This window comes from Streptomyces sp. CB02980 (assembly GCF_014451325.2).
In the GTDB taxonomy this organism is placed as follows: Bacteria; Actinomycetota; Actinomycetes; order Streptomycetales; family Streptomycetaceae; genus Streptomyces.
The window spans coordinates 129377-143487 of the sequence record NZ_JACSCH020000004.1; the positions used below are offsets into that span (position 1 = coordinate 129377).

A 14111-nucleotide genomic window follows, 5' to 3' on the forward strand; every position below is an offset into this window, starting at 1 on the left:
GGCACTGCTCTCCCCCTCGTGGATGACTTCTGGTCAGGTCCTGCGCTGCGTTCGTTCGTTGACGTGCTGCTCGGTCGGTCTGACGTGCCGTTCGGTCAGCCTCTGCCGTGCGGAGGACGATCCTACGTTTGAACCCCGGGGGCGCATCAAGGGTCTCACGGTGCCGTGTGCGCCGGAGTGCGGTCCCAGTCGGCCGGCAGCTCCGGAACCCGCCATGCCGGATCGGGCCGCCAGTTCTCCCAGCCGTCCGAGAACGGCGCCCCCCACGCCGTGATGCGGTCCACCGCCCGCTGCCCGGCGCCACGCACGCGCGTGGCCTGTTCCGGACCCATCAGACCGGACCGCTGGGCCTGCGCGAACTCGTCCTCGTCCCGCCACAGCCAGCTGCGGTCGGGGTAGACGGAGATGTCGAGGAAGTGGTCCTCGGAGTCGAAGCCGCCGGACCAGCGGACCCGCGGCTCCTCCAGGTTCACGTACCAGCTGCGGAAGCGCCAGCCGCGCTCCCAGAACAGCCACACCGACCACGGGTCGCCGGGCCTCGCCAGCTTCAGGACGCCGCTGCCGGACCACCGCGCGCGTTCCGTGGTGCGCGGCGCGGTGTAGCGGGTGGCGAGGGGCTCCTCGTGCACGGGCGTGCCGTCGGCGAGCACCGGTCGGACGCATTCCGTGCCGGGCGCCATCCAGACCGCGAGGAGGTCCGGTGTGTCCTGGACGACCGTCACCGGTCGGCAGATGTGCACGTCTCCGGTGCCGTTGCCGCGGTAGCGCCAGAGGATGTGCTCCCCCGGCGCCCAATGCTGAGAGCCGCCCGATCCTGTCATGCGCAGATCTTAGGGGCGCGCTCCCACGACCGCAGCGGCATGGATCACGGATGAGTCATCCGAGTACGTCTGTCACGGGCGCGTCATCCGCAGGACGTCCAGGGCCTCGTCCAGCTGCTCGACCGTCAGGTCGCCGCGCTCCACGTACCCGGACTCCAGCACCACCTCGCGGATGGTCTTCCGTTCGGCCAGCGACTTCTTCGCGACCTTGGCGGCCTCCTCGTAGCCGATGTACTTGTTCAGCGGGGTGACCACGGAGGGCGAGGACTCGGCGTACTCGCGGGCCCGCTCGACGTTGGCCGTGATCCCGTCGACCGTGCGGTCGGCGAGCAGCCGGGACGCGTTGGCGAGGAGTCGTACGGACTCCAGGAGGTTCTTGGCCATCACCGGCAGCATCACGTTGAGCTCGAAGTTCCCGGCCGCGCCCGCCACCGCCACCGTGGTGTCGTTTCCGGTCACCTGCGCGGCGACCATGAGGACCGCCTCGGGGATCACCGGGTTCACCTTGCCCGGCATGATCGACGAGCCGGGCTGGAGGTCGGGGAGGTTGATCTCGGCGAGGCCGGTGCGGGGTCCGCTGGCCATCCAGCGCAGATCGTTGGCGATCTTGGTGAGGGAGACCGCGACCGTACGGAGCTGCCCGGACGTCTCCACCAGGGCGTCCCGGGCGCCCTGCGCCTCGAAGTGGTCGCGGGCCTCGGTCAGCGGCAGGCCGGTCGCGCGGGCGACCTCCGTGATGACGGCCGCGGAGAAGCCGGCCGGGGTGTTGATGCCGGTGCCCACCGCCGTACCGCCGAGGGGGAGTTCGGCGAGCCGGGGGAGCGCGGAGCGCAGTCGCTCGACGCCGTACCTGACCTGCGCCGCGTAGCCGCCGAACTCCTGGCCGAGGGTGACCGGGGTGGCGTCCATGAGGTGCGTGCGGCCGGACTTCACCACCGACGCGAATTCGGCCGATTTTCGCTCAAGGGAAGCGGCCAGATGATCGAGGGCGGGGATCAGGTCGCGGGTGACGGCGCCGGTGGCCGCGATGTGGATCGAGGACGGGAAGACGTCGTTGGAGGACTGCGAGGCGTTCACGTGGTCGTTGGGGTGGACCTCGCGGCCCCCGGGGAGCCGCTCGGTGGCGAGGGTGGCGATCACCTCGTTGGTGTTCATGTTGGACGAGGTGCCGGAGCCGGTCTGGAAGACGTCCACCGGGAAGTGCTCGTCCCAGCGCCCCTCGGCGACCTCCGCCGCCGCCGAGGCGATGGCCTCGGCGCGGTCCCGGTCGATCACCCCGAGCTCCGCGTTGACCTGGGCGGCGGCGGCCTTGATCCGGGCGAGGGCCTCGATGTGGGCGCGCTCCAGGCGCTGCCCGGAGACCGGGAAGTTCTCCACGGCCCGCTGGGTCTGGGCCCGCCACTTGGCGTGTGCGGGGACCCGCACCTCACCCATGGAGTCGTGCTCGATCCGGTAACCGTCGGCCTGGTCTGTGTCGTTCATGTTCCTCAACCTCCTGTGAAAGATGAGCACTTGTCTTGTTCGATGTATTCCCATCGGGCGTACCGGCCAGTAAAAACCGTGGGTAACCCCACTTCCAGGAGGCGCAATGACGCGCACCAGGTACAGACACCGCTGGCCCATCGCCGTCCTCGCCGCGGCCGCCGCCGCGCTCGGCACGATGACCGCCGCCGCCCCCGCCGGAGCGGCCGCCACGGGCACCGCCACCGCCACCGGCACCACCGCGGTGACCGCCGCCGTACCGCTCCCGCCCGCCCTTGAGGCGATCCGCGCCGCCGAGGCCACCAGGATCTACGGCAGCCCCGAGGAGCGCCCGCTCGCCCAGCGCAAGACCGGCCTGATCTCGCTCGGCGACAGCGAGATCTCCGGCGAGGGGGTCGGCACCTACGAGTCCCCCACCAACGGTCCCACCAACTGGTGCCACCGCTCGCCCGACGCCGCCATCCACCGCACCGGAATCCCCGCGGACCTCACGTTCAACGTGTCCTGCTCCGGCGCGTACACCGGCAACATCCGGATCGGCGGCTCGAAGCAGTACGCCGACGAGCTCGTCCAGAGCGACAACCTGGCCGTCAAGGCGCGCAACACCCGGATCAAGATGATCACGCTCGTCGCCGGCGCCAACGACGACCTGCAGTTCGGGCCCGTCATGACCGACTGCGTCCAGCGCTATCTGCTCCTCCAGGGCGCCTGCGAGCCCAAGTACGCGGGCGGCTGGCAGGCCCGCGTCGACGCGCTCGTCCCCAAGGTCGAGCAGACCGTCCGCGACCTCAAGGCCGTGATGCGCGACGCCGGTTACGCCGACGGCGACTACAAGCTCGTCGTCATGGGCTACCCCAGCCCGATCGGCCCCGACTTCCGTGACAACCCCGACTTCCCCGGGAAGCTGATCTGCGGCGGACTCGGCTACGACTCCGACACCGTCTGGGGCCGCAACACCGCCGTCCCCGCCTTCGAGCGCGGGATGCGCGCGGCGGCCGCCTCCACCGGCGCCGTCTACCTCGACAACTCGCGGCTCTTCCACGGCCACGAGGTCTGCATGGAGGACGCCTGGGCCCGCGGTCTCTACATCGACCTCTCCAAGCCCGGGACCCCGGACGAGAACTCCGTACGGCAGTCCTTCCACCCCAACGCGCGCGGGCACGCCGCCTTCGCGTCCTGTCTCACCCAGATCTACAACTCGGGTACGCGTGAGGCCGGTTGCGCCGACGTGAACTCCTCGGGCACGCCGACCCTCTTCCCGCTCGCCTGGGACGACGCGTACAAGCCGCTGAAGAACCAGGCGACCGGCAACTGTCTGGACGTCGACGCGGCCACCTCGTCCAACGGCACCGCCGTCCTCGGCTGGGACTGCCACGGCGGCCGCAACCAGGGCTGGTGGTACGACTCCACCCGTCGCACCGTCCACACCCAGCTGACCCAGGACCGCTGCCTGGACGTTCCCGCGTCCGGCTACCAGGCGGGCAAGGCGCTCGTCCTGTGGAACTGCCACGGCGGCGCCAACCAGCGGTTCGTCCGCGACGGCGCCACGATCCGCCCGGCCGACGCGACCGGCCTCTGCCTCGCCCAGAGCGCGGCGAGGCAGCCGATCAGGCTCCAGACCTGCGACGGCTCGGCGAACCAGACGTTCGCGTAGCCGGCGCACGTTCCACCGAGACCGTGGCCCCCGTCCGTGCTCGGACGGGGGCCACGGTCGTGTCTGAAGGGGGCCACGGCCGCGATCGGTACGGGTGCCGCGGCCGTGCCCGGCACGTGTGCGGGCTCAGAGCGGTTTGAGCGTGCTCCTGGCCAGCTCGTAGGCCGGGATCATCGCCCGGTGCTCCGCGGTGTCGAGCCCCCCGAGGTGCACGATCACCGTCCCCTTCGGCGTCGAGACGGCGAAGGCGCGCTCCTCCTTCGACTCCTCCATCAGCTTGTTGTAGACGGTGTACGTCACCTCGGTGACGGGCCCCGCGCCGGAGCCGCTCTCCTCGTAGGTGACCTTGGAGGTGTTCTGCTCGGCCTTCACGAACCCTTCGAGGACCGCCTTGGCCGAGCCCTTCCCGGCCGTCCACACCCGCAGGAAGCCCACGTGCCCGGCCGGCTTGGCATCGACCTCGCAGCGAACGGTGGCCGGCCCCTGTCGGGTGAGCGCCGCGAACTCCGGGTTCTCGGGGTCCTCGATCGCCTTCGGCGTCCACTTCTCCGCCACCCCGAAGGAGACGGGCAGCGCGCAGGCCGTCCCCGGACCGCCGACGGTCAGAGCGGCCGCGGCGGCAGCGGGCGCCTTCGTGGCAGCCGTGGGCGTCTCCGTCGCGGGAGCCGCCGTGGGCCGTGCGCCCTGGGTGACCTCGGGCAACGGCTCGACGTCGGCGCAGCCGGCGAGCAGCAGCCCCGCGGCCAGGGCGGCGGTGACCGGGGCCAGGGTCCGTATCGGGTGTCTCATGCGCGTCAGCGTAGTGGCGGGCCGGACGTCCCCCGGACGGGCGTACCCGGGGTCGGCGTCGCACAATGTGAAGCAGGTCCGAAGATCCCCGGGGGGCTTCCCCGCAGGAGGCAGGACATGATCCGTAGCTTCAGGAGGATCTGCGTGCTCGGCGTCACCGCGGTGGCCGCGGGCGCCTTCTCCGCCGTCGCCGCCGTCCCGGCGTCCGCCGCCGACGGGTTCGAGTTCACGCTCTACGCCAAGGAGGTGCCGACCGATCAGGGCGACGACACGACCGGGCCGCCGCCCGGGCTCGGGGACTCGTTCGCCTTCGCCGACGACCTCTTCAGGTCCAAGGGCGGCGACAACGTCGGCCGGGACGGCGTGACCTGCACGGTGGTCCGCACCGGTAGTCCCAACGACCTCGTGTGCGTGGGCACGTTCGTGCTGAACGGCGGACCCGGCGGGCAGATCATGGGGCAGACCCTCCTGTCGGTCGACCCGGACGCCGAGGAACAGGCCGCGTTCGACATCGCCGTCACCGGTGGGACGGGTGACTTCAAGGACGCGCGCGGCACCATTCGCTCGACTCCGGACGGGGACTTCTCCCGACTGGAGTTCCACATCACCGGGTGAGCCGCCCGGGGAGTCCGGGCCGGGCCCACCGCGGTGTTCAGGAGAGCTTGCCGCCGTAGTCCGGGAGCTTGAACGTGCGCTCGGCGTGACCGCCGACCAGGTCGGTGGTGTTGTTGCCGATGTTCGCGATGATCGTGTAGCCCTTGCCCTCGATCTTGGCGCGCTGCTCCGTCTTGTACGCGCTGACCTCGGCGAACAGGTCGGGAAGCGAGCGCACGTACAGCCCGTCGACCGGGTAGCCGGCCTGCTTCAGGTTCCAGTCCGTGAGCGAGTGGATGATCCCCGGGCGGGCGGTGACGAAGAAGACGTCGACGCCGCGGTCGTGGGCCTCGCGGACGAGGGCGCGCACCTCGGCGATGGCCGGGGTCGGCAGCTCCCAGAAGGGGTGGAAGTCCGTCTCCAGCGAGCTGTTGTCGATGTCGAGGACGATCGCCTGCTTCTCGTCGCCGGCGTTCTCGGAACGCTCCTCGATGTACGGGCGGGCCTGCGCGACCACGGCGGCCACGTCACGGCGCCAGGTCGTGTAGTCGACGTCCTTGAAGGCGGCGGTCGACGTGCTGTGTCCGTCCGGGTCGGAGGCGGAGGCGGCGGGCGCGGGGCCGACGACGAGGAAGGCGGTCAGGGCGAGCGTGGCGGTGGTTCCGGCGGCGGCGCGCCTGCGGAAGGGCGTGACGGGCATGGGGGGCTCCTTGGTCGACCGGCTCGGGGACTTTGGCATGCTCGCGCTCAATACTGGACAGTAGGCAACGAGATGGCTACCGGTCGGTAGCGACTTTCTGAGCGGACGACGAAGCCCCCCGGTCCGGAGGACCGAGGGGCGGACGTCAGGCGTCGGTCCGGGAGGACCGAGGGGCGGACGTCAGGCGGCGGGCGATCAGGCGAGGCCGGGACCCCGCACCGGGATGTGCGTGAACGTCGGCTCCGGGGCCGGGTTCTGGAAGAAGTCGTTGCCCTTGTCGTCCACCACGATGAACGCCGGGAAGTCCTCGACCTCGATCTTCCAGACCGCCTCCATGCCGAGCTCCTCGTACTCGACGACCTCGACCTTCTTGATGCAGTCCTGCGCGAGCCGCGCCGCCGGGCCGCCGATCGAGCCGAGGTAGAAGCCGCCGTGGCTGCCACAGGCGTTCGTGACCTGCTGCGAGCGGTTGCCCTTGGCCAGCATGACCTTCGAGCCGCCCGCCGCCTGGAACTGCTCCACGTACGAGTCCATCCGGCCGGCCGTCGTCGGACCGAAGGAACCGGAGGCGTACCCCTCGGGGGTCTTCGCCGGGCCCGCGTAGTAGACCGGGTGGTCCTTCAGGTACTGCGGCATCTCCTCGCCCGCGTCCAGGCGCTCCTTGATCTTGGCGTGCGCGATGTCGCGCGCCACGACCAGCGGGCCGTTGAGGGAGAGACGCGTCTTGACCGGGTACTTGGTCAGCTCGGCGAGGATGTCGTCCATCGGCTGGTTCAGGTCGATGGTGACGACGTCGCTCTCCTCGGAGAGGTGCGCGTCGGTCGTCTCCGGCAGGAAGCGCGCCGGGTCGGTCTCCAGCTGCTCCAGGAAGACGCCCTCGGCGGTGATCTTCGCGACGGCCTGGCGGTCGGCCGAGCAGGAGACGGCGATCGCGACGGGCAGCGAGGCGCCGTGGCGGGGGAGGCGGACGACGCGGACGTCGTGGCAGAAGTACTTGCCGCCGAACTGCGCGCCGATGCCGATCTTCTGCGTCAGCTCGAAGACCTTCTCCTCCAGCTCCTTGTCGCGGAAGCCGTGGCCGGTCTCGGCCGAGCCCTCGGCGGGCAGCTCGTCCAGGTAGTGCGCGGAGGCGTACTTCGCGGTCTTGAGTGCGAACTCGGCGGACGTGCCGCCGACGACGATCGCCAGGTGGTACGGCGGGCAGGCGGCCGTGCCGAGCGAGCGGATCTTCTCCTCCAGGAACTTCATCATGCTCGCCTCGTTGAGGACGGCCTTCGTCTCCTGGTAGAGGAAGGACTTGTTGGCGGAGCCGCCGCCCTTGGCCATGAAGAGGAACTTGTACGCGCCGCCGTCGGTCGCGTACAGCTCGATCTGCGCGGGCAGGTTCGAGCCGGTGTTCTTCTCCTCCCACATGGTGACCGGGGCCATCTGCGAGTACCGCAGGTTGAGCTTGGTGTACGCGTCGTAGATGCCCTTGGACAGGGCCTCCTCGTCGCGGCCGGAGGTCAGCACGTTCTGGCCGCGCTTGCCCATGACGATCGCGGTGCCCGTGTCCTGGCACATGGGCAGGACGCCGGCGGCGGCGATGTTCGCGTTCTTGAGGAGGTCGAGCGCGACGAACTTGTCGTTCGACGAGGCCTCGGGGTCGTCGATGATCCGGCGCAGCTGGGCCAGGTGGGCCGGGCGCAGGAAGTGCTGGATGTCGCGGATGGCCTCGGCGGCCAGGGTGCGCAGCGCCTCCGGCTCGACCTTGAGGAACGTACGGCCGTCGGCCTCGAAGGTGGAGACACCTTCGGAGGTCACCAGGCGGTAGGGCGTGGTGTCCTCTCCCAGGGGGAGCAGATCGGAGTACGCAAACTCTGGCATGGGGGCCATTCCTCACTCGGCAAGACGGCGCACCGCCTCCGTTGGCAGTGCGTCCTCCAGCGTAGAACGCGGGCCGGGGTGCGGTCCTGTGAGGTAAGGCTCACTTGGGACCGGGACCGTGCCGGAGTGGCGTGTTTCCGCGGGGCCGGCCGATCGCGGGGGCGCGGTCGGCGTCGAGGGCAGGTCGCTCTCGGGGGCCGGCCGGCGTCGGGGGCAGGTCGCTCTCGGGGGCCGGCCGGCGTCGGGGTCCGGTCCTTCTCGGGGCGCGGTCGGGCCCCGTCGGGCCGTGGCTTCAACCCGCCGTTTCCGCCCTCCGGTTCGAGACGTTGTCCACAGGCCACGGCCCCGCCCCCTGGTCGCGATCTATCGCGTTTCGCTAGGCTGGCGACGTGGACCTCGAAAAGAAGCCCGAACCCGAAAAGCAGCCGGAGCCGCAGCGGCAGGCCGCACCCGCCGAGCCCGCCCCCGCGGAGACCGTCTTCACCGACCCGCAGGGCTCGTTGCGGGCCTCGGACGCGGACCGGGACCGGATCGCGGACATCCTCAGGGACGCCCTGGCCGAGGGGCGGATCGACGCCGAGGAGCACTCGGACCGGATCGACTCGGTGTACCGGGCGAAGACCGTCGGGGAGCTGGAGCCGATCGTCCGCGACCTGCCGGGCGCCCGGACGCGCCAGGAGCCCGCGCCGGACTACGGGTACGGCCCGGAGGACGCCGACGGCCCCCCGGCCAACCTCGTCGCGATCTTCTCCAGCACCACCCGCAAGGGACGGTGGCGGGTGAGCCGCCGGACGAACGCGTTCGCGCTCTTCGGGAACATCGAGATCGACCTGACCGAGGCGATCTTCGCGCAGCGGCTGACCACCATCAACGCCACGTCGATCTTCGGCAACGTGGAGGTCCGGGTCCCGGAGAACATCAGCCTGCGGGGCAACGGCAGCGGGATCTTCGGCAACTTCGAGGTCGTGACCCTGGAGGGCCTCGACCCGCATGCCCCGGTCGTCGTCATCAACGGCTACTCGGTCTTCGGGAACGTCGAGGCAAGACCCAAGCGCGGCAAGTGGATCACCGACCTCCAGGACAGGATGCGCAAGCACCTCGGCCACTGACGCGGCGACGCGCGAGGCGGCGCGACGTGAGGGACGCGAGGCTCCGGCGGCCGGGTCCGGCGGCCGGCTCCGACACGCCGTTCCGACCGGTGGCTCGGGGGTGACCGGAATTCGCCCTCGGGTATCCGCAGTGCGGAACGGCGCGGCACGCAGTGCATAGGCGCGCGCACAGCGGGTAGGGCTGGTGCATCGCCGCTCGCTCGCGAAGCCGTCGTCAGGAGTAGACCGTGCTGCCACTGCCGCATCAGCCCCTCCAGGTCGCCGCCGTGCCCCCTCAGCGCGCCCCTGCACGGGAGGACGAGGCCGGTCCTTGGCACGCGGAAGCGGTGTGCCGCCGGGACGAGGCCGGACTGTTCTTCGCCCCCTCCAAGGAGCCGACCGCCGCGCGGCTCGCGCGTGAGGCGGCCGCCAAGCGGGTCTGCGGCCGCTGTCCCGTGATGGTCGAGTGCCGGGAGCACGCGCTCCTCCAGCCCGAGCCGTACGGGGTGTGGGGCGGGCTCACCGCGGCGGAGCGCCGCGTCGCCCTGGCCCGCCGCCGGCGGCGCGAGGTGGAGCTGCGGAAGGCGGCCGCGCCCGACCGCATCGCCCAGGCGGGCTGACCGAGACGCACAGCCTTCGCGGCTGACGGGAGCGCGGCCACCGCCGTCGTTCCGTACGGGAAGGGGCGCCCCCACCGCACATGGGGGCGCCCCTCTTCGTACCGCTTCGTGGTGAAGCGGCGGTGCTGCGTCGACCGGCGCGGCTACTTCGCGCGGTCGAAGTCGATCTTGCTGTACGCGCGCAGCTTCGAGAGCCGGTGCGTGGAGTCGATCTGGCGGATCGTGCCGGACTTCGAGCGCATGACGAGCGACTGCGTGGTCGCCGTCTCGGCGCGGTAGCGCACCCCGCGGAGCAGCTCGCCGTCGGTGATGCCGGTCGCGACGAAGAACACGTTGTCGCCGCCGACCAGGTCGTTCGTGGAGAGCACCCGGTCCAGGTCGTGGCCCGCGTCGAGGGCCTTCTGGCGCTCGGCCTCGTCCTTCGGCCACAGCTTGCCCTGGATCACACCGCCGAGGCACTTGATGGCGCAGGCGGAGATGATGCCCTCGGGGGTGCCGCCGACGCCCATGAGCATGTCGACGCCGGTGCCCTCGCGGACGGCCATGATCGAACCGGCGACGTCGCCGTCCGAGATGAACTTGATGCGGGCGCCGGTCTCGCGGATCTCCTTGACGATGCCCTCGTGGCGAGGGCGGTCCAGGATCATGACCGTGATGTCCTCGGGCGAGGAGTTCTTCGCCTTGGCGACCCGGCGGATGTTGACCGAGACGGGGGCGTTGATGTCGACGAAGTCGGCGGCCTCGGGGCCGGTGACCAGCTTGTCCATGTAGAAGACCGCGGACGGGTCGAACATGGTGCCGCGGTCGGCGGCGGCCAGGACGGCGATCGCGTTCGGCATGCCCTTGGCGTTGAGCGTGGTGCCGTCGATCGGGTCGACGGCGATGTCGACCTCGGCGCCGGTGCCGTCGCCGACCCGCTCGCCGTTGAAGAGCATGGGCGCTTCGTCCTTCTCGCCCTCGCCGATGACGACCACGCCGTTCATCGAGACGGTGGAGATCAGGGTGCGCATGGCGTTGACCGCCGCGCCGTCCGCGCCGATCTTGTCGCCGCGGCCGACCCAGCGGCCGGCGGCCATGGCGGCGGCCTCGGTGACGCGGACCAGCTCAAGGGCGAGGTTGCGGTCGGGAGCCTCGGGGGAGACCACGAGCTCGGGCGGCAGGTTCTGCTGCTCGGTCATCGGAACGCACCTTTCTGTACGGCGACGGCCGGTTAAGGGAGGGTGCTGCCGACTCTATCGGTACGTCGACAAAATGAGCAGAGGGGCCCACGTTTGAGCACGGACCCTTGATGCGACCATGGTGCGCGTGGCAGGTATGCGAGGCAGGCAGACGGTACGCGGGATGTTCCAGTCCCTCGGGGTGATCATGGTCGCCGCGGGAGTGATGTATCTCTTCATTCCGCATGATGAGAGCGCCGAACCGGTCAAGGCGAAGGACTACCGGGTCGAGCTCCTGACGGCTCAGCGGGCGGCACCGTATCCGGTGCTGGCCCCCGAGGGCCTCGGCGAGGGCTGGAAGGCGACGGTCGTCTCGTACAAGCGCGAGAACGCCAACGCCTGGCAGCTCGGTTTCCTCTCGCCGGACACCCAGTACGTGGCGATCCACCAGTCGACGGCGGCGCCGAAGACCTTCGTGCCGGAAGTCACCCAGCGGGCGAAGAACACCGGGAAGACCGAGACGGTGGCGGGCCGGGTCTGGCAGCGCTGGGAAGGTCCGAAGTACGACGCGCTCGTCCGGGTGGACGGCGGGGCGACGACGGTGGTGACCGGCACGGCGTCGTTCGAGCGGCTCACCGAGATGGTGGGCTCGCTCCAGTCGAAGAAGGCCTGATCCGGGGAGAAGACCTGATCCGGAGAGAACGCGAAGAAGGCCCCGCACTCATGGAGTGCGGGGCCTTTCCGTGTCATCCGATTCATCGCCGGGTCAGCGGACTCAGACGGTGGTGACGACCTCGTCGAAGGAGAGGCGCGGGGAGCGCGGGAACCAGGCGTCCTCGCCCGGCTTGCCGATGTTGACGACCATCAGCGGGGTGTGGTCGTCGTCCAGAAACTCCTTCTGGACGCCGGCGAAGTCCAGGCCGGTCATCGGGCCGGCGGCCAGGCCGGCGGCGCGGACGCCCACGATGAAGTACGCGGCCTGGAGGGCGGCGTTCAGGACGGCGGACTGCTCGCGGACCGGACGCTCGGCGAAGAACATGTCCTTGGCCTGCGGGAAGTGCGGAAGCAGGGCCGGGAGCTCCTCGTGGAACTCGTTGTCGGCCGAGAGGATCGCGACGAGCGGGGCGGTGGCGGTCTTGGGCCGGTTGCCCTCGGCCATGTGCTTGACCAGGCGCTCGCGGGCCTCGGGGGAGCGGACCAGGGTGATGCGCAGCGGGGTCTGGTTGAAGGCGGTCGGGCCGTACTTCACCAGGTCGTAGATCGCCTGGACCTGCTCGTCGGTCACCGGCTCGTCGGTGAACGTGTTGGCGGTGCGGGCCTCGCGGAAAAGGAGATCCTGAGCGGCGGCGTCAAGGGCGAGAGACATGCTGCGTACCTTCCGGACTGCAAAGGGGGGTCGCTCGTAGGGGGTTCAAGCGATGTCCTCGACAGTACGCCGAAGATTGGTGAAAGTTCAACCAATCCATCCGGATAGTGATCCGCTTCACTTGCCAGTCTACTCCGCGCCGATGAGTCGCCGCAGGTCGGCGGCGCGGGGGCGGCCCGCGCGGGGCCGGCGGCGGGTTCCGCCGGCGCGGACCGTGGCGGGCGGCGGGGTTACGTCGGCGCGGACCGGTGGCGCGCGCCGGTGGCGCGCGGGCGGACCGTGTCGGGGCGGCTACTCGTCCCCGTCGCCGCCCGGGGCGCCCTCGGCCTCCTCCGCCGCGCGTTCGGCGGCGAGCGAGGCGTCCAGCCGGGCCCGCGCCCCTTCGAGGCGACGCCGGCAGACCTTCGCCAGCTCCTCACCGCGCTCCCAGAGCGCGAGGGACTCCTCCAGGGACGTTCCACCCGCTTCGAGCCGCCGTACGACCTCGATCAGCTCGTCCCGCGCCTGCTCGTACCCGAGCGCCGCCTCGTCCGTACCCGATCCCGCCGTACCCGTTCCCGCTGCCATGTGCCGCTCCACCCTCCGTGACCGGTTCTCTTGCGTCCTGCGTGGTCCTGCGTGGTCCTGCTGGTCCTGCGTTGTCCTGCTCAGGCCGGGTCGGCCACGCGCCGTACCGCGAACTCGCCCTCCGCGACCCGGGCCCGCAGCTCCTCGTCCGCCGCGACCTCCTCGGGGGAGCGGACCACCGAGCCGTCGGCCCGCTGGAGCACCGCGTACCCCCGCTCCATCGTCGCGGCGGGCGACAGCGCCCGGACCCGCGCCTGTGTGTGCGACAGCTCGGAGTCCGCCCGGTCCAGGAGGTGGCCGAGGACCCGGCGGCTGCGCGCGAGCAGCGCGACGAGCTCGTCCTCGCGGACCTCGACCATGCGCTGCGGATGCTCCATGACGGGCCGGGCGAGCGTGTGCGCGAGACCGCGCTCCTCCCGGTCGAGCAGCCCGCGTACGGTCCGCAGGGCCCGGTCCCGCAGCCCGCGCACCCGGTCCAGCTCCTCGCCGACGTCCGGGACGACCTTCTTGGCCGCGTCCGTCGGCGTCGAGGCGCGCAGATCGGCCACGAGGTCGAGGAGGGGCGAGTCGGGTTCGTGGCCGATGGCCGAGACCACCGGCGTACGGCAGTCGGCGACGGCCCGGACGAGCTGCTCGTCCGAGAACGGCAGCAGGTCCTCGACGCTGCCGCCGCCCCGGGCGACGATGATCACGTCGACGTCCTCGTGGGAGTCGAGCTCCTTGACGGCCTGGACGACCTGGGGCACGGCCTTCACGCCCTGCACCGCCACGTTCCGCACCTCGAAGGCGACGGCGGGCCAGCGACGGCGCGCGTTCTCCAGGACGTCCCGCTCCGCCGCGGAGGCGCGGCCGCAGACGAGGCCGATGCGGTGCGGCAGGAACGGCAGCGGCTTCTTCCGGTCGAGCGCGAAGAGCCCCTCGGAGGCCAGGCTCCGCTTCAGCTGCTCGAGACGGGCGAGCAGCTCGCCGATCCCGACGGGCTTGATCTCCACCGCCCGCAGCGACAGCTGGCCGCGCGGCGCGTACCACTCGGGCTTGGCGCGCACGACGACCCGGGCACCCTCCGACACGACGTCCGCGACGGCGTCGAAGACCTGGCGGTAGCAGGTGACGCCGATGGAGATGTCGTACGAGGGATCACGCAGCGTCAGGAAGACGACCCCGGCGCCGGGGCGCCGGGACAGCTGCGTGATCTGCCCCTCGACCCAGATCGCCCCGAGCCGGTCGATCCACCCCCCGATCAGACGGGAGACCTCACCGACGGGAAGCGGTGCTTCGGCGGACGTATTCAGAGCCATGGACCGAGCGTAACCGCGCGGTACGACAACGTCAGGGGCACGCGCACGCGGGCCACCCCGAGGCCGGACACGGGTACGCCGCCGCGCGACCAGGGCCCCGGTCAGGGGC

General features: G+C 71.1%; 14 protein-coding genes. 5 read left to right on the top strand and 9 right to left on the bottom strand.

The genetic code is table 11. The annotated features are described in order from the left end of the window. Positions 1 to 155: 155 nt before the first annotated feature. Positions 156 to 821, bottom strand: coding sequence for a DUF402 domain-containing protein (locus E0F75_RS10815; RefSeq protein ID WP_187622302.1), 666 nt, complete (start codon positions 819 to 821; stop codon positions 156 to 158). Between the two features lie 72 nt (positions 822 to 893). Next, on the bottom strand, positions 894 to 2303 hold the full coding sequence (locus tag E0F75_RS10820; protein ID WP_187622303.1) for an aspartate ammonia-lyase: 1410 nt from the start codon (positions 2301 to 2303) through the stop codon (positions 894 to 896). A gap of 106 nt (positions 2304 to 2409) precedes the next feature. On the opposite strand from E0F75_RS10820, the gene E0F75_RS10825 reads away from it, so the two are divergent. Then, positions 2410 to 3957, top strand: coding sequence for a ricin-type beta-trefoil lectin domain protein (locus E0F75_RS10825; protein WP_187622304.1), 1548 nt, complete (start codon positions 2410 to 2412; stop codon positions 3955 to 3957). A gap of 126 nt (positions 3958 to 4083) precedes the next feature. Here E0F75_RS10825 and E0F75_RS10830 read toward each other — a convergent pair whose 3' ends face one another. Then, entirely contained in the window at positions 4084 to 4746 is a 663-nt protein-coding gene (locus E0F75_RS10830; protein WP_187622305.1) for a lipoprotein, read from the bottom strand. 117 nt (positions 4747 to 4863) lie between these two features. Here E0F75_RS10830 and E0F75_RS10835 point away from each other — a divergent pair, with 117 nt between their 5' ends. Beyond that, the gene (locus tag E0F75_RS10835) at positions 4864 to 5361 is read left to right on the top strand and encodes a hypothetical protein (protein ID WP_187622306.1); all 498 of its coding nucleotides are present in this window, start codon (positions 4864 to 4866) and stop codon (positions 5359 to 5361) included. 37 nt (positions 5362 to 5398) lie between these two features. Here the strand turns inward: E0F75_RS10835 and E0F75_RS10840 are convergent, their stop codons facing one another. Both E0F75_RS10840 and E0F75_RS10845 read right to left on the bottom strand, forming a co-directional pair. Then, a complete protein-coding gene (locus E0F75_RS10840; RefSeq protein WP_187622307.1) occupies positions 5399 to 6040 on the bottom strand; it encodes an HAD family acid phosphatase in 642 nt (213 codons plus the stop codon). Between the two features lie 195 nt (positions 6041 to 6235). Next, positions 6236 to 7906, bottom strand: a complete 1671-nt coding sequence (locus E0F75_RS10845) for a fumarate hydratase (protein WP_187622308.1) — start codon at positions 7904 to 7906, stop codon at positions 6236 to 6238. 389 nt (positions 7907 to 8295) lie between these two features. On the opposite strand from E0F75_RS10845, the gene E0F75_RS10850 reads away from it, so the two are divergent. Together E0F75_RS10850 and E0F75_RS10855 are read left to right on the top strand one after the other, a co-directional pair. Continuing rightward, the gene (locus E0F75_RS10850; protein ID WP_187622309.1) at positions 8296 to 9015 is read left to right on the top strand and encodes a DUF1707 domain-containing protein; all 720 of its coding nucleotides are present in this window, start codon (positions 8296 to 8298) and stop codon (positions 9013 to 9015) included. A 227-nt stretch (positions 9016 to 9242) separates the two neighbouring features. Further along, positions 9243 to 9614 carry a WhiB family transcriptional regulator gene (locus tag E0F75_RS10855; protein ID WP_187622310.1) on the top strand — a complete coding sequence of 124 codons (372 nt, stop codon included), beginning with the start codon at positions 9243 to 9245 and terminating at the stop codon, positions 9612 to 9614. A gap of 143 nt (positions 9615 to 9757) precedes the next feature. Here the strand turns inward: E0F75_RS10855 and glpX are convergent, their stop codons facing one another. After that, entirely contained in the window at positions 9758 to 10792 is a 1035-nt protein-coding gene (glpX, locus tag E0F75_RS10860) for a class II fructose-bisphosphatase (protein WP_187622311.1), read from the bottom strand. 118 nt (positions 10793 to 10910) lie between these two features. Between glpX and E0F75_RS10865 the strand changes: the two genes are divergently transcribed. Next, entirely contained in the window at positions 10911 to 11444 is a 534-nt protein-coding gene (locus tag E0F75_RS10865; protein WP_187622312.1) for a DUF4245 domain-containing protein, read from the top strand. A gap of 102 nt (positions 11445 to 11546) precedes the next feature. Here the strand turns inward: E0F75_RS10865 and E0F75_RS10870 are convergent, their stop codons facing one another. The 3 genes from E0F75_RS10870 to xseA all read right to left on the bottom strand — a co-directional run bounded on the left by E0F75_RS10870 (position 11547) and on the right by xseA (position 14002). Further along, the gene (locus tag E0F75_RS10870) at positions 11547 to 12137 is read right to left on the bottom strand and encodes a malonic semialdehyde reductase (protein WP_073909727.1); all 591 of its coding nucleotides are present in this window, start codon (positions 12135 to 12137) and stop codon (positions 11547 to 11549) included. 291 nt (positions 12138 to 12428) lie between these two features. Continuing rightward, positions 12429 to 12704 carry an exodeoxyribonuclease VII small subunit gene (locus E0F75_RS10875; protein ID WP_187622313.1) on the bottom strand — a complete coding sequence of 92 codons (276 nt, stop codon included), beginning with the start codon at positions 12702 to 12704 and terminating at the stop codon, positions 12429 to 12431. Positions 12705 to 12784: 80 nt separating this feature from the next. Further along, positions 12785 to 14002, bottom strand: a complete 1218-nt coding sequence (gene xseA, locus E0F75_RS10880; protein ID WP_187622314.1) for an exodeoxyribonuclease VII large subunit — start codon at positions 14000 to 14002, stop codon at positions 12785 to 12787. Between the last annotated feature and the right edge of the window lie 109 nt (positions 14003 to 14111).